This is a genomic window from Caproiciproducens sp. (genome assembly GCF_053840905.1).
On the sequence record NZ_JBNLXQ010000002.1, the window covers coordinates 49804 to 67706 of the forward strand.

At 54.0% G+C, this 17903-nt stretch carries 16 protein-coding genes; 9 read left to right on the forward strand and 7 right to left on the reverse strand.

The window, feature by feature from the left end:
* Positions 1–161: 161 nt before the first annotated feature.
* Together ACQGQ5_RS01950 and ACQGQ5_RS01955 are read right to left on the reverse strand one after the other, a co-directional pair.
* Positions 162–647, reverse strand: a complete 486-nt coding sequence (locus ACQGQ5_RS01950; protein WP_455734920.1) for a hypothetical protein — start codon at positions 645–647, stop codon at positions 162–164.
* Between the two features lie 107 nt (positions 648–754).
* Entirely contained in the window at positions 755–2131 is a 1377-nt protein-coding gene (locus ACQGQ5_RS01955; RefSeq protein WP_455734921.1) for an MATE family efflux transporter, read from the reverse strand.
* 129 nt (positions 2132–2260) lie between these two features.
* On the opposite strand from ACQGQ5_RS01955, the gene sigK reads away from it, so the two are divergent.
* A complete protein-coding gene (gene sigK, locus ACQGQ5_RS01960) occupies positions 2261–2911 on the forward strand; it encodes an RNA polymerase sporulation sigma factor SigK (protein ID WP_455734922.1) in 651 nt (216 codons plus the stop codon).
* Between the two features lie 122 nt (positions 2912–3033).
* On the opposite strand, the gene ACQGQ5_RS01965 is transcribed toward sigK, so the two are convergent.
* Both ACQGQ5_RS01965 and ACQGQ5_RS01970 read right to left on the reverse strand, forming a co-directional pair.
* Positions 3034–3393, reverse strand: coding sequence for a molecular chaperone Hsp90 (locus tag ACQGQ5_RS01965; RefSeq protein ID WP_455734923.1), 360 nt, complete (start codon positions 3391–3393; stop codon positions 3034–3036).
* Between the two features lie 119 nt (positions 3394–3512).
* The gene (locus ACQGQ5_RS01970; protein WP_455734924.1) at positions 3513–3803 is read right to left on the reverse strand and encodes a DUF6506 family protein; all 291 of its coding nucleotides are present in this window, start codon (positions 3801–3803) and stop codon (positions 3513–3515) included.
* 240 nt (positions 3804–4043) lie between these two features.
* Between ACQGQ5_RS01970 and ACQGQ5_RS01975 the strand changes: the two genes are divergently transcribed.
* The 8 genes from ACQGQ5_RS01975 (at position 4044) to sufU (ending at position 12817) form a co-directional block, all read left to right on the forward strand.
* Positions 4044–4223, forward strand: coding sequence for a hypothetical protein (locus ACQGQ5_RS01975; RefSeq protein ID WP_455734925.1), 180 nt, complete (start codon positions 4044–4046; stop codon positions 4221–4223).
* Positions 4211–5773, forward strand: a complete 1563-nt coding sequence (locus tag ACQGQ5_RS01980; RefSeq protein WP_455734926.1) for a recombinase family protein — start codon at positions 4211–4213, stop codon at positions 5771–5773. The genes ACQGQ5_RS01975 and ACQGQ5_RS01980 overlap by 13 nt, the downstream gene beginning before the upstream one ends.
* Before the next feature lie 471 nt (positions 5774–6244).
* A complete protein-coding gene (gene abc-f / locus ACQGQ5_RS01985) occupies positions 6245–7723 on the forward strand; it encodes a ribosomal protection-like ABC-F family protein (RefSeq protein WP_455734927.1) in 1479 nt (492 codons plus the stop codon).
* A gap of 139 nt (positions 7724–7862) precedes the next feature.
* Entirely contained in the window at positions 7863–8612 is a 750-nt protein-coding gene (sufC, locus tag ACQGQ5_RS01990; protein WP_455734928.1) for a Fe-S cluster assembly ATPase SufC, read from the forward strand.
* A 17-nt stretch (positions 8613–8629) separates the two neighbouring features.
* Positions 8630–10051, forward strand: coding sequence for a Fe-S cluster assembly protein SufB (gene sufB, locus ACQGQ5_RS01995; RefSeq protein ID WP_455734929.1), 1422 nt, complete (start codon positions 8630–8632; stop codon positions 10049–10051).
* 22 nt (positions 10052–10073) lie between these two features.
* Complete coding sequence (locus tag ACQGQ5_RS02000) at positions 10074–11171, forward strand: SufB/SufD family protein (protein WP_455734930.1); 1098 nt, start codon at positions 10074–10076, stop codon at positions 11169–11171.
* Positions 11152–12378 (forward strand): cysteine desulfurase, encoded by a 1227-nt coding sequence (locus tag ACQGQ5_RS02005; RefSeq protein WP_455734931.1) that lies wholly within the window; start codon positions 11152–11154, stop codon positions 12376–12378. Before ACQGQ5_RS02000 ends, ACQGQ5_RS02005 begins: the two co-directional genes overlap by 20 nt.
* Entirely contained in the window at positions 12368–12817 is a 450-nt protein-coding gene (gene sufU, locus ACQGQ5_RS02010) for a Fe-S cluster assembly sulfur transfer protein SufU (protein WP_455734932.1), read from the forward strand. The genes ACQGQ5_RS02005 and sufU overlap by 11 nt, the downstream gene beginning before the upstream one ends.
* Positions 12818–12887: 70 nt before the next feature.
* Here the strand turns inward: sufU and gpmA are convergent, their stop codons facing one another.
* The 3 genes from gpmA to ACQGQ5_RS02025 form a co-directional block, all read right to left on the reverse strand.
* Entirely contained in the window at positions 12888–13640 is a 753-nt protein-coding gene (gene gpmA / locus ACQGQ5_RS02015; RefSeq protein WP_455734933.1) for a 2,3-diphosphoglycerate-dependent phosphoglycerate mutase, read from the reverse strand.
* A 128-nt stretch (positions 13641–13768) separates the two neighbouring features.
* Positions 13769–15661: an ABC transporter ATP-binding protein gene (locus ACQGQ5_RS02020; protein ID WP_455734934.1), complete on the reverse strand. Its 1893-nt coding sequence runs from the start codon at positions 15659–15661 to the stop codon at positions 13769–13771.
* Entirely contained in the window at positions 15658–17901 is a 2244-nt protein-coding gene (locus ACQGQ5_RS02025; RefSeq protein ID WP_455734935.1) for an ABC transporter ATP-binding protein, read from the reverse strand. Before ACQGQ5_RS02025 ends, ACQGQ5_RS02020 begins: the two co-directional genes overlap by 4 nt.
* Positions 17902–17903 lie beyond the last annotated feature (2 nt).

Below are 17903 nucleotides of genomic sequence, written 5' to 3' on the forward strand. Positions count from 1 at the left end.
ACGCAAACTGAAATAGAATTGCTGTAGTGCGAATATTAAAAATTATAGGCTCAATCCCAGGGATTGTCAAGCCGATCCCCCGCGGGCCGCTTTGCCATTCCGGAAGTTTTCCCCGGACAGCAAACGCCGTCCGGGAGCTGACCCGGACGGCGTTTGTTCTTCTATTTTGCTTCGGATTTCTTTTCGTCCCAGCTGACGACCGGCACGGCTCCGTTCATGGCAGCCTGCTCCATCAGCTTGAGCATTTCCAGGGCGCTGCGAAAATGAAGCGTCTGATTCTGTTCAACCCAGGTGATCGTACCCTGCCAGGTGGCGTTCTTGCGGTACTGCACGTTTACGGCAAAGGTCGCCGGTGTTTCACTCATGATTTTATTCATTGTCTCTTCCACAGCGTCATCCACCCTTTTTATTTTTAGTTCTGCCTTTTTTACTGTAAATTCCCGTTCCTGAAAAGAAGCCTGAGGAAAGGAAATGCTGTCAAACAGATCGTCCATTCCGCGCAGAAGCTCACATTCATTGCGAAAAGACAGGATCCTGTTGTAGTACTCACTGTAGACATACCCTCTCAGCGTTGCGTTTTTGATGGGATTCAGATAGATAATGCTTCGGGAGTTGGCAGGAGCCTGTCCCCTTTGCCCGTTTTGCATCTTTATCACCTGTGTTTCAAATATGTTCTGCTCCGTTCCGGCCGTCTGCCGGTATCCATCGCAGACAGGATCAAACAAGGCCATTTTAACATAACTGTGTAAAATAATCAAAGAGTTTTCAGCGTTTTTTTATAAAGCCGTGTATAAATCAGGATACTCGCCGCCATCGACACCATCTCAGCGATTGGGAAGGCATACCAGACGGACGGAAGATTGATTTTTGAAAGCAGAAACGCCGCAGGAAGCAGTACGACCAGCTGACGCAGCACGGAAATAAACAGGCTTTTTAAGCCGCTGCCCACAGCCTGAAACACCGTTGAAAACATAATGCCGAGCGCCGCCGGCACAAAGCAGATGCTGATGGTCCGCAGCGCGGGGATGCCGATTTCGAGCATAACCTGAGAAGCGTTGAAAATCAGCAGGAGCTTATCCGTCGCCGTCCAGAACAAGATCGTTCCCAGCGCCATAATCACCGCCGCAATGACGGAACCGATCTTAACCGCGGACAAAAGGCGGCCGCGATTGCGCGCGCCGAAATTGTACCCGATAATCGGCATAACGCCCTGCGTCAGGCCGAACACCGGCATAAAAACAAAAGACTGCAATTTAAAGTAAACGCCGAACAGGGCGACGGCCGTTTCCGTAAATCCGATTAAAATCGCGTTCATCCCGACCACCATGACGGAACCGATCGCCTGCATAATGATGGAGGGGAAGCCGACTGAATAAATATTCTTTATCGTGGTAAAATCCAGTCTGAAATTCCGGAAACTGATCACTACCTGATGATCCTTTTTCACAATGATATAAATAAGAAACAGCATCGCGAAAATCTGGCCGATCACCGTCGCAATCGCCGCACCCGCGACGCCCATTTTGGGTACGCCCAGCAGTCCGAAAATAAAAATCGGATCCAGAATAATATTTGTTACCGCGCCCAGAAGCTGCGACAGCATGGGATAAATCATATTCCCGGTAGCCTGAAGTGTTTTTTCGATGTTGATCTCGATAAAAACGCCGACAGAGACGACGCACACAATGCTCATATATTGAGTACCCATTGTCACAATTTCCTGATTCGCCGTAAAGCTGCGAAAGAACGGTTCTGAAAAAAGCAGCCCTACCAATGCAAAAACAACCCAGTTGAACGCTCCCAACAAAATCCCGTGCGTAGCGGCCGAATTGGCCTCCTCCTGCTTTTGTTCCCCCAGCCGGCGCGCTACCAGCGAATTGATTCCTACGGAAGTTCCCACCGCCAGCGCAATCAGCAAACTCTGAACGGGAAACGCGAGCGAAACCGCGGTCAGCGCGTTTTCACTTACTTTTGCCACAAAAAAACTGTCGACTACGTTATACAGAGCCTGTACCAGCATCGACAGCATGGCCGGTACCGACATGGACACAATCAGGGGGAATACCGACACCGTACCCATTTTATTTTCCGTTTTCTCCAAAAATTTCACTCCTTCATTCATTGTTCCCATTTTACACGATCATCCGACTTTTTTCAACTCCGTTTACGGAAATAAAAGGGCCGCAAAGCCCGCCGGACTTGCAACGGACAGGCGCCCGACGGCATATAATGGCAAACGACGATATAAAGGAGTGGTTATATGCTTGGTGCCGTACTTGGATTTGCGTTCTCCGGACTGCTGTTTTTTATTCTTCACGTCACAGGCTCGGGTTCCTTTCCCAGACCGCTTACGGCACAGGAAGAGAGAGACTGTCTGGAGCGGCTGAAAAACGGGGACATGAAGGCCAAAAACGAGCTGATCGAACACAACCTCCGCCTGGTCGCCCATATCATCAAAAAATACTACGCTAACTCAAACGATCAGGACGACCTGATCTCCATTGGAACCATCGGTTTGATTAAAGCGGTAAACACGTTTGACAGCAGCAAGGGAATCCGCCTTTCCAGCTACGCGGCCCGGTGTATTGAAAACGAAGTGCTGATGTTCTTCCGTTCTTCCAAAAAAACCGCGCAGGATATCTCCATCAACGAGCCGATCGACACCGACAAGGATGGAAACGCGCTGACGCTGATGGACGTGATGGCTACGGAGGACAACATCGTTGACAACCTCGACTGTAAAATCAAATCGGAGCAGCTCAAACGGTATATCCGAGAAGTCCTGTCCCCCCGGGAGCAGACCATTATCGAGCTGCGGTACGGCCTGACCGGACGCGGTCCGCTGACGCAGCGTGAAGTGGCGCAGAAGCTGGGCATCTCGCGCTCGTATGTATCGGGGCATCCGATTTAGAAACAATGGGTAAATAAGAAGCGCCTCCCCAACGCCCCGGAAAAGATTCGCGCACACAGAAAAGAGCATCCGCCGTTTCCGACCGATGCCCTCTGTGTGTTGCGCCCGTTAGATCTCCTTTTCTATTTGAGGAGGAGGTCTTTCTTTTCGAGGATCGCCGCGCCGGCCGAGCAGGCCGGGCAATCGCAGTATTTCGCTCCGGCGGACTTGAGCTCCCTTGCGTGCGCCGCGATTTTCCCGGCGGTGTCCGCTCCGAATTTTTGGATTCCGATATCAGATTCCGCCAAAGCGATCAACCCGTCGAGCGGCGTAACGTCGGCCTCCAGTTCATCCAGATATTTTTTGGTTTCCGCGGCTTCCCTCCCGGTCCCGATCGCGTCAAGCCAATCCTGAGCCGCCGCTTTTGCCCCGCCGCTGCAGGACGGCGCGTTCATCAGCTCATGTGTGTGTTCAACGGTTTCACGCAATACTTTTTGATCCATAAGGATATTCCTTCTTTCTTCGGCATTTATCTGTATTTTACCACGGTGATCCGGTTTTTACAATTTCAGAGGTGCGGAACCGTTGGAAATTTTTTGATTGTTTTAAGCCCAAATTGCGTTTATTCCGTTTTAAGGAACGCCGATTCGTAGATTTCCTCCTGCTCCGGCAAATGGGTCACATATCCGACGGGAATCTTATTCTCAGTCGCGCCGATTACTTTTTTAGCCCCTTCTTCCCCGAACGCCCCGCAGAGCTCAATACAACCGATTCCTTTTTCACAGAGCGTCTTCGCCGCGGCGCACGCCTCACCAATATTTGACACGCCGACGATTTGTGCCGTTCCGTCATGGATCGCGGCTCTGTCGCGCCGCGCGTCAAAGTCACCCATAATGATAAATGCAAATTTCATGTCAAACCCTCCCTGCGTTTTTGTTGATTGTCAAGATGGATTTTTATCCACAGAAAATCACTATTCCCATTTCTTTTTTATTATATATCGAAAGCCCGGTTTTTTCAATTTCCCTGATTGGGGAAAAATCACAAGCCGGGAGTACCCGTGCGGGAATGATCCTGACGCGCGGGCAAAAAACCTGCGCGCTGTCATGCGGACAAACGGACGCAGCGTAAACATATGGGAGGGGGTGTTTACATGAATCGGGAAAAAGGGAACGGACGTGTAAAAGTCACCTGCCGCTATGATGAGAACGGAGAAGACGTCGGAAATATTTTAGCGGAATGTTTCGCTTCATTCCTGGCCGGCGAAGCCGAAAAGAGTGAACTTGACCAAAACAGGCGGCTGCTTGCCGGAGGTGCGGAATGTATCCCATAATAAGCAATCCGACGGATTACAAAACCGCATTTTACATTCGTCTTTCAAAGGAGGATGACCATGACAAGGAATCCGAAAGCGTAACCAATCAGCGCAGCCTGCTGACGGAGTTTGCCAGAGAGCAGCGGCTGGATGTTTTCGGCACCTATATCGACGACGGATTTTCGGGCACCAACTTTGACCGCCCCGATTTTCAGCGGATGATTGCCGATATCGAGGCAAAAAAGATCAATATGGTAGTTACGAAAGATATGTCGCGTCTGGGCAGGGATTATATTCAAACCGGCTACTACCTGGAAAAATACTTTCCAATGAACGGCGTCCGCTATATTTCCCTGCTGGACGGTGTCGACACGGGAGTCGACAGCAGCGTCAACGACATCACCCCGTTCAAGGCCATCCTGAACGACCTGTACGCCAAGGACATCAGTAAAAAAATCACCAGCGTCAAGCGGGATAAGCAGCGCAGGGGGCAGTTCATCGGCGGCAAGGCTGCGTACGGCTACAAGCTTTCGGAGAAACACAAAAACACGATTGAAATCGACCCGCCCGCCGCCGAAGTCGTCCGCAGGATGTTTTCGCTGGCGCTCGAAGGAAAATCCTGCCATAATATTGCCGTTACGCTCAACAAGGAAGGAATCCCGACGCCGTCGCAGTACGCGAATCTGACCGCAGCAAAAAAAGGGGCGTACAACGGGAAATGGAGTTCCGAACGCGTGACGTTCATGCTTAGAAACGAAGTCTACATCGGCAACATGGTGCAGGGGCGCACCCGCAAAATCAACTACAAAATCAACGGCTGCAGAAGGCTCCCGCCCGAGGAATGGACGGTGGTGGAGGGAACCCACGAACCGATCATCGGCCGCGAAACCTTCCGCAAAGTGCAGATGATGGTTGCAAGCCGGGTGCACACCCACTCCTGCACCCATGACTTCCTGCTCAAGGGGCTGATCTTCTGCCACGAATGCGGGCATCCGCTGGGCGTTCTGGAGCGCACGCTTGCGGGCAATAAAAAAGTCCTTTACTTCTTCTGCCGGACCTACCAGCGCTTCACGAGGGCCGGAAAATGCACCTGCCACTGCATGCGCGTGGATACCGTCACCGAGGCGGTTCTGAATAAGGTGCGGGAAGTCTGCACGGAATCCCTCGACCGCGGCAAATGCGCCGAGGAAGTCAAAAATGCAAAGGCCGGGGCGGCGCGGAAACGCAGCCCGGGGGAAGAAATCAAGCGGACGGAACAGCAGATTGACAAACTGACCGCCCGTCTCGATCAGGTTTACGACGACAAGCTTTCCGGCGCGCTGGAGGAAGCGGATTTTCAGCGTATCTACGAAAAGATCAGGAAAGAACGCCTTTCCTTGAAAAGCAGGCTGAAAAAACTGCACAATCCGGCGGAAAACGTTTCTTCCCCCGAATTTGACGCGGAACCGCTGATGAAAAGATTTATCGAATCCGCGGATGCCAACCGGGAACTGCTGGTCAGCCTCATTTCCCGCATCGAATACAGTGAAAAGAAAGAAATTATCATTTATTTTCGATTCAAGGAATGAAATGCAGATCATACGATTAAGCTTGTGTGAATATTTCTATAAAATGAGTTTGGAAGTATCCCGCATTGAGAAAAAATCGCTCGGCGCTTTGTATAAGCGCTTTACAAAATAGCCTGGACGATACATAAATATTCTCCGTTTGTTTAAGCGTCTCCCGTTCCGGTTTTTATCTGTTGACTTGACACGGCAAAACGGGCATGATATAGTAAGAACGATAAAAATAAGAACTGGAGCTGAAAAGATGCGCAATTTTTCTTGCTGACTATGAATTGAATAGTGTACTTCAAAAGAAGCGGCGTTCGGGCTGTTTGTTTTGTTGTGCGTAAGCAGGAAAGTTGCAAATCTCATACCCCGGAATTCGGAATAAAGTTCAGAACATCTCCATGCTTTTATGCGTGGAGTGGCTGTATTTTCGGTCCGCAGGAATTGACTTTCCTGCGGACCTTTTATTTTTATCGGAGGTGTATGCTTATGTCGCTGATTCAGATCAGCAGCCTGACCTTCTGCTACGACGGAAGCTATGATCCCATATTTGAAAACGTCTCCTTCCAGATCGACACCGACTGGAAGCTTGGATTTACAGGCCGGAACGGACGGGGAAAAACCACGTTTCTGAATCTTCTGATGGGAAAATACGAGTATGCCGGAACGATCTCGTCTTCCGTGCCGTTCGACTATTTTCCCTTCGACGTTCCCGACAAAACACAGGACACGCTGGACGCGGTCAACAGCATCTGCCCCCGGGCGGAGCTCTGGCAGCTGAACCGGGAGCTGTCCCTGCTGGACGTTTCACAGGACGTCCTGTACCGCCCATTTAAGACACTGAGCAACGGGGAGCAGACCAAGGTCCTGCTGGCCGCGCTGTTTCTGAACGACCATCATTTTCTGCTGATTGACGAGCCGACCAACCATCTGGATATGGAAGCCCGCAAAATCGTCGGCGATTATCTGAACGCAAAAAAGGGATTTATTCTGGTTTCCCATGACCGTGCGTTTCTGGACCGCTGTATCGACCACGTCCTGTCGATCAATAAAACCGATATAGAAATCCAGAAAGGGAATTTTTCTTCCTGGCTGCATAACAAGGAAATGCGGGACCGGTTTGAAACCGAGGAAAACACGAAGCTGAAAAAGCAGATCGGCCAGCTTTCCGCCGCCGCGAAAAGAACCGCCGGATGGTCGGATAAAGTGGAAAAAACAAAAATCGGCAGCCTGAATTCCGGGCTGAAGCCGGATAAAGGCTATATCGGCCACAAGGCGGCCAAAATGATGAAGCGGGCGGGCGCGATTGAAGCGCGTAAGGAACAGGCGGCGCAGGAAAAGGAAAAGCTCCTGAAAAATATCGAAACAGCCGAAAGCCTGTCCGTCAAGCCGCTGGAATACCCCAAAAACAGGCTGATAGAGTTTGAAAACCTCTCCGTGCTTTACGGGGACAAAAGGGTCTTCGACGGTCTTTCCTTTACGGTCAGCCAGGGCGACCGGATTGCGCTGTGCGGTAAAAACGGCTGCGGAAAATCCAGTGTCCTCAAGCTGCTGACCGGGGAAAAAATCGATTTCACCGGCAGCCTGCAGGTGGGAAAAAATCTGATTATTTCCTATGTTCCCCAGGACACCTCCTTTTTACGGGGGAATTTAAAGGACTACGCGGAAGAAAGTCATATTGACGAAAGCCTGTTCAAGGCGATTCTGCGCAAGCTGGATTTTTCAAGGGCGCAGTTTGAAAAGGACATGGCGGATTTCAGCGAAGGGCAGAAAAAGAAGACGCTTATCGCGAAAAGCCTGTGCGAGCGGGCGCACCTGTATCTTTGGGATGAACCGCTCAACTTCATCGACGTTCTGTCCCGTATGCAGATCGAGGAGCTCCTTCTGAAATACCGGCCGACCATGCTGTTTGTGGAACACGACAGTTCGTTTGCCGACTCCATAGCAACCCGCCGGATCCTTTTTTAAGCTTTGAAACATTATCACCAAAGTCAGCCGTACGAAACACCCGAATTTAATGGATTATTTCGCTTGTAAAACGGGAAAACAGTGTTATAATATTAATGTACACTAATTTAGTATACATTAAGTTTAAAAGAGGTGTTGCATGGTGTCACTGTTGGAAATAAAAAATCTGCGCGTCAGCGCAGATGACAAAGCGATATTAAAAGGGATCGACCTGTCCGTGGGCAAAGGGGAAATCCATGTGCTGATGGGACCCAACGGCGGGGGGAAATCCACGCTGGTCAATACGGTTATGGGACATCCCCAATACCGTGTGGATGAAGGCTCGATCGTGTTCGACGGCAAGGACATCACCCGGGAGCCCACGAACGAGCGCGCAAAGGCGGGACTGTTTTTATCGTTCCAAAATCCGGAAGAGGTTCCGGGGGTCACGCTGGAAAACTTTATGAGGACTTCACGCACGGCAATCACCGGAAAGCCCGTGAAGCTGTTCGCCTATCAGAAGGAGCTAAAGAGAAAAATGGAGGAACTCGGCATGGACGGGGAATACGCTTCGCGCTACCTGAACGTGGGGTTCTCCGGCGGCGAGAAGAAAAAGTCCGAGATCCTGCAGATGCTGATGCTGAACCCGAAGCTGGCCATTTTGGACGAAACGGATTCGGGGCTGGACGTGGACGCGGTAAAAATCGTTTCGCAGGGTGTGGAGAAATTCAAGAACAGGGACAATTCCCTGCTTGTGATCACGCATAATACCAAAATTCTCGAATACCTGAACGTGGACTGCGTCCATGTCCTGATGGACGGAAAAATTGTGAAAACCGGTCCCCGCTCGCTGATCGATCAGATCAACGAATCCGGCTTTCAGCAGCTCGCCGTGTCCGCCGCGGGCTGACGGAGGAGGAAACCGAATTGAAAGATACAGGTGTCAGAAAGACCTATGTGGAAGATATCGACCGCAGTATTTACGACGTGAAGGACAAGGTCAACGCCTCTTTTCAGGTCGAAAAGGGACTGACCGCAAAGATCGTCAACGAAATTGCAATCAAGAAAAACGACCCGGAGTGGATGCGGCTTTTCCGGCTGAAATCCCTTCAGGTTTACAACCGCCTCCCCATGCCCTCCTGGGGCCCGCCGCTGGACGGACTGGACATGGATCAGATCATCACCTATATCCGCCCGGATACTGGGATGAGCGCCAAATGGACGGAGGTTCCCGACGATATCAAAAACACCTTTGAACGGCTCGGCATTCCGAAGGCGGAACGGGATTATCTTTCCGGCGTCGGCGCGCAGTACGATTCCGAGGTGGTTTATCACAACCTGCGCGAGGAAGTCAGCCGCCAGGGCGTGATTTACACCGATATGGAAAGCGCGATTCACGACCCGGTGTACGGGCCGATGGTGAAAAAACACTTTATGAAGCTGGTTCCGCCCGAGGATCACAAATTTGTGGCGCTGCACGGGGCGGTCTGGTCCGGCGGGTCGTTCGTATATGTTCCGCCCGGAGTCAATGTGGAAATACCGCTGCAGTCCTATTTCCGGCTGAACGCGCCGGGCGCGGGGCAGTTTGAGCACACCCTGATTATCGTGGGCGCGGGCGCCAGCCTCCATTTTATCGAGGGCTGTTCGGCCCCCAAATACAACGTGGCCAATCTGCACGCGGGCTGTGTGGAGCTGTATGTGGGCGAAAACGCGCATCTGCGCTACTCGACCGTGGAAAACTGGTCGAAGAACATGTACAATCTGAACACCAAGCGCGCGCTGGTCGAAAAGGGCGCCACCATGGAATGGGTTTCCGGCTCGTTCGGCTCCCATGTATCCTATCTGTACCCGATGAGCATCCTGAAGGGCGAAAAGGCCCGCATGGAGTTCACGGGCATCACCTTCGCCGGAAAAGGGCAGTCGCTCGACACCGGAATGAAGGTCGTCCACGCCGCGCCCTACACCTACTCCAACGTCAGCACCAAATCGATTTCCAAGGACGGCGGGAACTGCACCTACCGCAGCTCCGTCAAAATTCTGCCGGACGCGCACGACTGCAAATCCTCCGTTTCGTGCGAATCCCTGATGCTGGACGACCGTTCCCGCTCGGACACCATCCCGGTGACGGATATCCAGAACGACAACGTCGACGTCGGGCACGAGGCGAAGATCGGGCGCATCAGCGACGACGCGATCTTCTACCTGATGAGCCGGGGGCTGTCCGAAGAGGACGCAAAGGCGATGATCGTCACCGGCTTTGCGGAACCGATCGCAAAGGAGCTTCCGATGGAATACGCGGTGGAAATGAACAACCTGATCAGACTGGAAATGGAGGGGGCCATCGGCTGACGCCGGTGCAAAGGAGGCATTCATGAATACGACTTTTCAGAAAATTAACAGCCTGCCCGCTCCCACCTGGGGCTGGCTGGGCGTAAACGGCACGGATGTTCCGGCGGAAATACCGGAAATCGCGCCCTGCAAAAAAGAAAATAAGATTGTCCGGATTCCGGACGGCGTAAAGCTTTTCAGCGGCGCGCTTCCCGTCCTGGAGCCGGAAACAGCGCTGGGGACCGACGCCGCAAATTTTGTCCGGGACCATTGGAATTGCGGCATCACCGCCGTCGTTCCCGCGGGGACCCGGCCGGAACAGCCGATCTTTCTTTCCTACCATATGGATGAAACCAATCCGGCCGTTGTAGACAGGAACACGTTGGTGGCGGAGGAGGGAAGCGAGGTCATGGTGGTCATGAGCTATCTCTCCAAAGAAGGCGTTTCCGGCTTCCACAGCGGGCTGACGCGCCTGTTTGCGGGAAAAAACGCCGTTATCCATCTGGTGCAGGTTCAGCTGCTCGGCGACACCTGCGTAAATTTTGACAACATCGGCGCGGTGACGCAGGAAAACGGCGCGGTCGACGTCGTACAGGTGGAGTTCGGCGCCAAGAGCTCGTACGCGGGCTGCAAGGCCCGTCTGCTGGGAAAAGGCAGCCGGATGGACTACCATACGATTTACTTCGGCGATCAGGACCGTTCCCTCGATATGAACGTCGTCGCGGAACACGCGGGCCCGAAAACAAACAGTGAAATCAGCGCCTCCGGTGCGCTGCTGGACGAAAGCAGCAAGATTTTCCGCGGCACCATCGACTTTCTGCGAGGCGCAAAGCAGGCGGTCGGCCACGAAAGCGAATACAGCCTGCTGTTCAGCCCGAAGGTGCGCAGCCGCACCGCGCCGCTGATTTTATGCGGGGAAGAAAATGTCGAGGGGCAGCATGCCGCGACGACCGGAAAGATCGACGAAAACAAGCTGTTTTACCTGATGTCGCGCGGGCTGGACGAACTCGCCGCAAAAAAGCTGGTGATCGAGGCACAATTCCGCCCGGCAACCGAAAAAATTCCGGACGATGTGCTCAGGCGCGCCGTATCCGATTATGTGGAAGAGAGGCTGAATAAAATTGAACCCTTATCTCAATGATTTTCCCATTCTGCAGGAAAAGGAAAACGGCAGACGTCTGGTCTATCTGGATAACGCCGCCACCACCCAAAAGCCTCTCTCCGTTCTGAAAGCCGTCGAGGAATACTACCGCACAGAAAACGCCAACCCGTACCGCGGGCTGTATAGCCTGAGCGTCCGGGCGACGCAGGCGTACGAAGACGCGCGCCATACGGTCGCCGAATGGATCGGGGCCGGGGACGACAGCGAGATCATTTTCACGCGCAACGCCACGGAGTCTCTCAACCTTGTGGCGTACAGCTACGGCCTTCCGTTTCTGCGTGAAGGGGACGAAGTGACCCTCTCCGTCCTGGAGCATCACAGCAATCTGGTGCCGTGGCAGATGGTGGCCAAGGCGAAGGGCGTCAAATTGAACTTCTTATATCCCGACGCATCCGGGCGCCTGACCGACGAGGAGATCGAAAAAAAGATCACCCCGAATACCCGTGTGGTCGCGGTGACGCATGTCTCCAATGTTCTGGGCACGGTGAACCCGGCCGCGAAGATCATCGACGCGGCGCACCGGGCCGGTGCCGTCGTCGTTCTGGACTGCGCGCAGAGCATCCCCCACTTTCCCCTGAACGTCGGGGAACTCGATGTGGATTTCGCCGCGTTTTCCGGGCATAAAATGCTTGCACCGATGGGCGTCGGCGTGTTGTACGGCAAAAAGGCCCTTCTGGAAAAAATGCCGCCCTTCCTCACCGGCGGCGAAATGATTGAATATGTGTACGAGCAGGACGCGACCTTCGCCCCGCTTCCGCAGAAATTCGAGGCCGGAACCCCGAACGTCGGCGGCGCCGTCGGCCTTGCGGAGGCGGTCCGCTATCTGCGCAAGGTCGGTTACGATACGATTCAAAAGACGGAGGCCGAACTGCTTGCGTATGCGCTTCAGGGGCTTGCGGCCGTCCCGCATGTGACGGTGTACGGAGACAAAACCGGCGCCCGGGACCGCTGCGGCGTCATTTCCTTTAACGTGGACGGGGTGCATCCGCACGACGTGGCCACGATCCTGAATGAGGACGGCGTGGCAATCCGCGCGGGCCACCACTGCGCCCAGCCGCTGATGCGGTACCTGGGCATCAACGCCGCGTGCAGGCTGAGCCTGTACTTCTACAATACGAAAGAGGATATCGACATTTTTCTCGAAAGCCTGAAAAAGGTCAGGGGGTGGCTCGGTTATGGAGCTTAAAGAGCTTTATACACAGATTCTTACGGAACACAACAATTCCAGCCGCAACAAGCACCATATTGAAAATCCCACAACGGTGCTGAAAGGGGTCAATCCCAGCTGCGGCGACGAAATCGAACTTGAACTGAGGATCAGGGACAACGTCATTGAGGACGCCGCGTTCACCGGGGTCGGCTGCGCGATCTCACAGGCGTCCGCCTCCATCATGATCGACCTGATCAGAGGCGAGCCTGCCGACGAAGCGTTAAAGCTTGCCAAGACTTTTCTGGGAATGATCAAAAATGAAATCACGGACGAAAAGCAGTTGGAAGCGCTGGACGAGGCGATCGCCTTCCGCGATATTTCCCACATGCCCGCGAGAGTAAAATGCGCGGTCCTGGGCTGGCATACGCTGGAGAACGCCGTGGAAAAAGACAGGGAAAAACACGAAGCAAAATAAAAGACTGACAAAAGGACGCCCGCCCGGCGCAAAACCGGACAGGCGTCCTTTTTACGGAAAAACTTGAAACTTATTTGACAGGAGAAGATTTCCCCTGATTCGCCACGCGCTCCATTTTGGCTTTCAGCAGCTCCTGATCGCCCAGATAGTATTTGCGCAGGACACGGAACTCCCCGTCGAACTCATAGACGAGCGGGACGCCCGTCGGGATGTTCACTTCCATGATTTCTTCTCTGGTCAGCCCGTCGAAATGCTTGACCAGCGCGCGGATGGAGTTGCCGTGCGCGGCGATCAGGACCCTTTTGCCGTCCCGCATATCCTTTTTGACCGCAGTCTCAAAATAGGGAAGCACCCTGTCTATGGTGTCCTTCAGGCTTTCGCAGAGGGGAAGCTCCTGTTTGATTTCGTTTCTGTACGCCGGGTCGAATTTCGGATTGCGCGTGTCGTCCTCCGCGAGCGCCGGCGGCCGGACGTCGAAGGAGCGCCGCCAGATTTTCACCTGGTCCTCCCCGTACTTTTGGGCGGTCTCCGCTTTGTTCAGCCCCTGCAGCGCTCCGTAATGCCGCTCGTTGAGCTTCCACGATTTTACAACCGGCAGCCATTCTCGGTCAAGCTGCCCAAGCGTCAGATTCAAAGTCTGAATCGCCCTTTTTAAATAGGAAGTGTAGCATACGTCAAAATCATAGCCCTCCTGCTTCAGCAGAACGCCGGCTTCCGCCGCCTCGCGCCTGCCGTTTTCCGAAAGGCCGACATCCGCCCAGCCCGTAAAAAGATTTTTCTGATTCCACTCGCTTTCCCCGTGCCGGACCAAAACCAGTTTCATTTGATGTCCTCCTCAGCCGTCCGGATTCCGTAAACCGCTGCCGGACGGTATCTTCTGTTATCGTCTACTATTTTAGTATACAATATCTTTTCCAAAAAATCAACAGCGATCCGGCGTGCCGCGACAAATTACGCAAGCTCTTCCGGCCTGACGAACTGGCTGTTGTACAGGTTTGCGTAAAATCCGTTTCTGCCGAGCAGCTCCTCGTGGCTGCCCTGCTCCACGATATCGCCGTCCTTCATGACCAGAATCGTGTCGGCGTCGCGGATGGTGGAAAGGCGGTGGGCGATGACAAAGCTGGTGCGGCCCTTCATCAGATGATCCATCGCTTTCTGGATCAGAAGCTCGGTACGGGTGTCCACGCTGCTGGTCGCCTCATCCAGAATCAGGATCTGGGGGTCGGCGAGGATCACGCGGGCGATGGTCAGAAGCTGCTTCTGGCCCTGAGATACATTGCTGGTATCTTCGTTGAGAATCATATTGTAGCCGTCCGGCAGCGTCCGTACAAAATGGTCCACCTGAGCGGCTTTTGCGGCGGCGATGACTTCCTCGTCCGTGGCGTCCAGCCTGCCGTAACGGATATTGTCCGCAATGCTGGCGTTGTAAAGCCAGGTATCCTGCAGGACCATGCCGAACAGGGAGCGCAGGTCGTTGCGTTTGAAATCGCGGATATCGTAGCCGTCGACCAGAATCGCGCCCTCGTTCACGTCGTAGAAGCGCATCAGAAGCTTGACCATCGTGGTTTTTCCCGCGCCCGTCGGGCCGACAATGGCGACCTTCCGCCCCGGCCGGATATCCGCCGAGAAATCGTTGATGATGATCTTGTCCGGATGATACCCGAAGTGGACGTGCGCGAACTGAACGCTTCCCTGAATGTGTACGTTCAGCTCCGTATCCGGACCGTCGCCGGTGTTGACGCTGATCGGGAAGCTGCTTTCCGGAATCTCCTCCGGCTGCTCCAGAAACGTGAACACGCGCTCCGCCGCGGCCGCGGTCTGCTGCAGGATGTTGGAAATATTGGCGACCTGCGTCATCGGCTGCGTAAACTGGCGGACGTACTGAATGAAAGCCTGAATATCGCCGACGGAAATCCTGCCGTTGGCGGCAAGATATCCGCCTAAAATGCAGACCGCAACATAGCCCAGATTGCCGATAAAGTTCATGACGGGCATCATCATGCCGGACATAAACTGACTTTTCCACGCGGAGGAATACAGCGTATCGTTGTAATCCTCAAAGGTTCCGGTCGATTCGGCCTCGCCGTTAAAGGCTTTGACCACAACATGGCTGGCGTACATTTCCTCAATATGGCCGTTGACGTGTCCAAGGTAAGTCTGCTGGGCCATAAAATGCTTCTGTGATTTTTTGACGATGGTCAGGATGAATATCATGGAAACGGGGATAATGCACAGCGCAACCAGCGTCATCTGCCAGCTGATGGACAGCATCATGATCAGGATCCCGACGATGGTGGTGACAGAGGTGATGATCTGCGTGATGCTCTGGTTCAGGCTCTGGCTGATGGCGTCGACGTCGTTCGTGATGTGGGAAAGCACTTCGCCGTTGCTGGTCGTATCGTAATACTGAAACGGCAGCTTCTGGATTTTGGCGGCGATTTCACGCCGAAGCTGATAGGTCACCTTCATGGATACTCCGGTCATAAGGTAGCTCTGGATATAGGAGAACAGGGCGCTGATCAGGTACAGGCCGACCAGCCACAGCATGATGCCCGCGATGTAACCAAAGTCGATGCCGGTCCCCGCGCCGGTGATCTGGCCCATGACACCGGTAAAAAGCGCGTTGGTCGCGCTGCCCAGGATCTTCGGGCCCACAATGGAAAACACGGTGGACGCCACGGCGAAAACGAGGACGGTAATCAGCGAAAATTTATATTTGCCCATATAGCGGACCAGTTTTTTGAAGGTTCCCTTGAAGTCCTTGGCTTTTTCCCCGCGCACCATCATGCCGCGGTTCCCGCGGCCCGGCATCGGCCTGCGCGGCTGGGAGGTTGTTTTACTCATGCCAGTTCCTCCTTTGAAAGCTGTGACGACGCAATTTCATAATAAGTCGGACAGGACTTTAAAAGCTCCCGATGCGTACCGATCCCTGCGATTTTCCCCTCGTCCAGCACAATGATCTGTTCGGCGCTCATGATCGTGCTGACACGCTGCGCCACAATCAGGACGGTGCTCTCGCCCGTGTGCTTTTTCAGAGCGGAGCGCAGAGCCGCGTCGGTTTTATAATCGAGCGCGGAAAAGCTGTCGTCAAAAATATAGACGGGCGGTTTTTTCACCAGCGCGCGCGCAATGGAAAGGCGCTGCTTCTGTCCGCCGGAAACGTTGCCGCCGCCCTGCGCGATCTCCGACTGGAACCCCTCCGGTTTTTCAGAGATGAATTCCATCGCCTGGGCGACCTCCGCCGCGGTGCGGACATCTTCCTCCGCCGCGTCTTTGTCGCCGTAGCGCAGATTGGAATCGATGGTGCCGGACAGGAGGATTCCCTTCTGCGGCACATAGCCGATCTGATCCCTCAGCTCCTTCTGGGAAACGTCCTTTACATTGACGCCGTTCACCAGCACTTCGCCGTCGGTCGCGTCGTAAAAACGGGGAATCAGGTTCACAAGGGTCGTTTTTCCCGAGCCGGTCGAGCCGATAAACGCGGTCGTCTGCCCCGGTTTGGCGGTAAAGGTGATATGCTGAAGCACATCCTCGCTTGCGCCGCTGTACCGGAAGGAGACGTCTTTGAAATCGATATAGCCGGTTTGGTTCCCGTCGAAGGACACGGGATGCTCCGGGTCCTCGACAGAGGGTTCCACGTCGAGCACCTGGGCGATCCGGTTGCCGGAAACCGCCGCGCGGGGCACCATGATGAACATCATGGAAATCATCAGAAAGCTCATGATGATCTGCATCGCGTACTGCATGAACGCCATCATGTCGCCGACCTGCATGGCGGAAGCCGCAATCTGATGCGCGCCCACCCACACGATCAAAAGCGTGGAGGCGTTCATGATCAGCATCATCACCGGCATCATGAACACCATGACGCGGTTGACGAACAGCGAATTCCTCATAAGGTCGCGGTTCGCGATATCAAACCGTTCCTCCTCAAATTCCTGCGTTCCAAAAGCGCGGATGACCATCAGGCCGTTCAGGTTTTCGCGCGAAACCAGATTAAGCCGGTCGATCAGCTGCTGTACAATCTTGAACCTGGGGAGGGTGACGCTGAACACGATCAAAATGATACCGATCAGCACGACGCAGGCCAGCGCGATGATCCAGCTCATGGACACCGATTTGCGCACCGCCATGATGATCCCGCCGACCCCCATGATGGGGGCGTAGCAGAGCATGCGCACGCTCATCACCAGCAGCGTCTGCATTTGTGTGACGTCATTGGTGGTACGCGTAATCAGAGAGGCGGTCGAAAATTTGTCGAACTCACCGTTGGAAAAGCTTTCAACCTTTTGGAATACCGCGCGGCGCAGGTCGCGCGCCACTCCGGAGCTGAGCCTTGCGGCGAAATAGCCGACCATAACGGTTGCCGCTCCGCCCGCCAGCGCGATAAAAAGCATCATCAGGCCCATTTTGAGGATATAGGCGGTCTGGATGCCGGAGAGGTTCATCCCCAACTCCCGATAAAAGCTCCTGCACATTGCCGCGCCGCTTTGCAGCAGCATGGATTCGGGATTTTTCAGCGCTTCCGCACGCGCGTTCTCAATCACGCCGGCGGGCAGCTTTTTCAGCACCGGCCCCAGCGCGTAAAGCTTGCTGAGGTCCATTTCCGAAACATCGGTTTTCCCTCCCGCGGCATCCGTCAGGCTTTTGCCGGACTGCTGCGCAAGGGTCTTCATGGTATTGATCAGGGTCCAGGCCGATTCCCCGAACGCCCGGTCCAGCTGGGTAAGGGCAGCGCCGTCCACGCCGCCGCGCACATAGATATCCTCTGTTTTCAGCAGCGGATACCGCCTGGCGGCATCGTCGTGACTGTCGCCCGAGCCGGAGGAAGAAATCAGAACATAGCTGTCCGCGACAGCTTTTTTCTGCTCCTCCGTCATAAATTTCGTAACAAACGCAAGCCCTTTGGCACTGATCGCTTCCGGGGCGGCGTCTTCGATGCCGCTTTGCTGAATGCCGATATTGACGATCTCGGACATGTAATTGGGCAGGTTCAAGTCCGCCATCGCCTGCCCGAACAGCAGGACAACCGACATCAAAATCATGAGTGTATAGGGCTTTAAGTATTTCGCCAGTTTCTTCATAT

What these genes read in the sequence shown, in the direction of transcription:
- ACQGQ5_RS01950 (WP_455734920.1), bottom strand. Translation starts at nt 647, where the DNA reads ATGCAAAACGGGCAAAGGGGACAGGCTCCTGCCAACTCCCGAAGCATT.
- ACQGQ5_RS01955 (WP_455734921.1), bottom strand. Translation starts at nt 2,131, where the DNA reads ATGGGAACAATGAATGAAGGAGTGAAATTTTTGGAGAAAACGGAAAAT.
- sigK (WP_455734922.1), top strand. Translation starts at nt 2,261, where the DNA reads ATGCTTGGTGCCGTACTTGGATTTGCGTTCTCCGGACTGCTGTTTTTT.
- ACQGQ5_RS01965 (WP_455734923.1), bottom strand. Translation starts at nt 3,393, where the DNA reads ATGGATCAAAAAGTATTGCGTGAAACCGTTGAACACACACATGAGCTG.
- ACQGQ5_RS01970 (WP_455734924.1), bottom strand. Translation starts at nt 3,803, where the DNA reads ATGAAATTTGCATTTATCATTATGGGTGACTTTGACGCGCGGCGCGAC.
- ACQGQ5_RS01975 (WP_455734925.1), top strand. Translation starts at nt 4,044, where the DNA reads ATGAATCGGGAAAAAGGGAACGGACGTGTAAAAGTCACCTGCCGCTAT.
- ACQGQ5_RS01980 (WP_455734926.1), top strand. Translation starts at nt 4,211, where the DNA reads ATGTATCCCATAATAAGCAATCCGACGGATTACAAAACCGCATTTTAC.
- abc-f (WP_455734927.1), top strand. Translation starts at nt 6,245, where the DNA reads ATGTCGCTGATTCAGATCAGCAGCCTGACCTTCTGCTACGACGGAAGC.
- sufC (WP_455734928.1), top strand. Translation starts at nt 7,863, where the DNA reads ATGGTGTCACTGTTGGAAATAAAAAATCTGCGCGTCAGCGCAGATGAC.
- ACQGQ5_RS02000 (WP_455734930.1), top strand. Translation starts at nt 10,074, where the DNA reads ATGAATACGACTTTTCAGAAAATTAACAGCCTGCCCGCTCCCACCTGG.
- sufU (WP_455734932.1), top strand. Translation starts at nt 12,368, where the DNA reads ATGGAGCTTAAAGAGCTTTATACACAGATTCTTACGGAACACAACAAT.
- gpmA (WP_455734933.1), bottom strand. Translation starts at nt 13,640, where the DNA reads ATGAAACTGGTTTTGGTCCGGCACGGGGAAAGCGAGTGGAATCAGAAA.
- ACQGQ5_RS02020 (WP_455734934.1), bottom strand. Translation starts at nt 15,661, where the DNA reads ATGAGTAAAACAACCTCCCAGCCGCGCAGGCCGATGCCGGGCCGCGGG.
- ACQGQ5_RS02025 (WP_455734935.1), bottom strand. Translation starts at nt 17,901, where the DNA reads ATGAAGAAACTGGCGAAATACTTAAAGCCCTATACACTCATGATTTTG.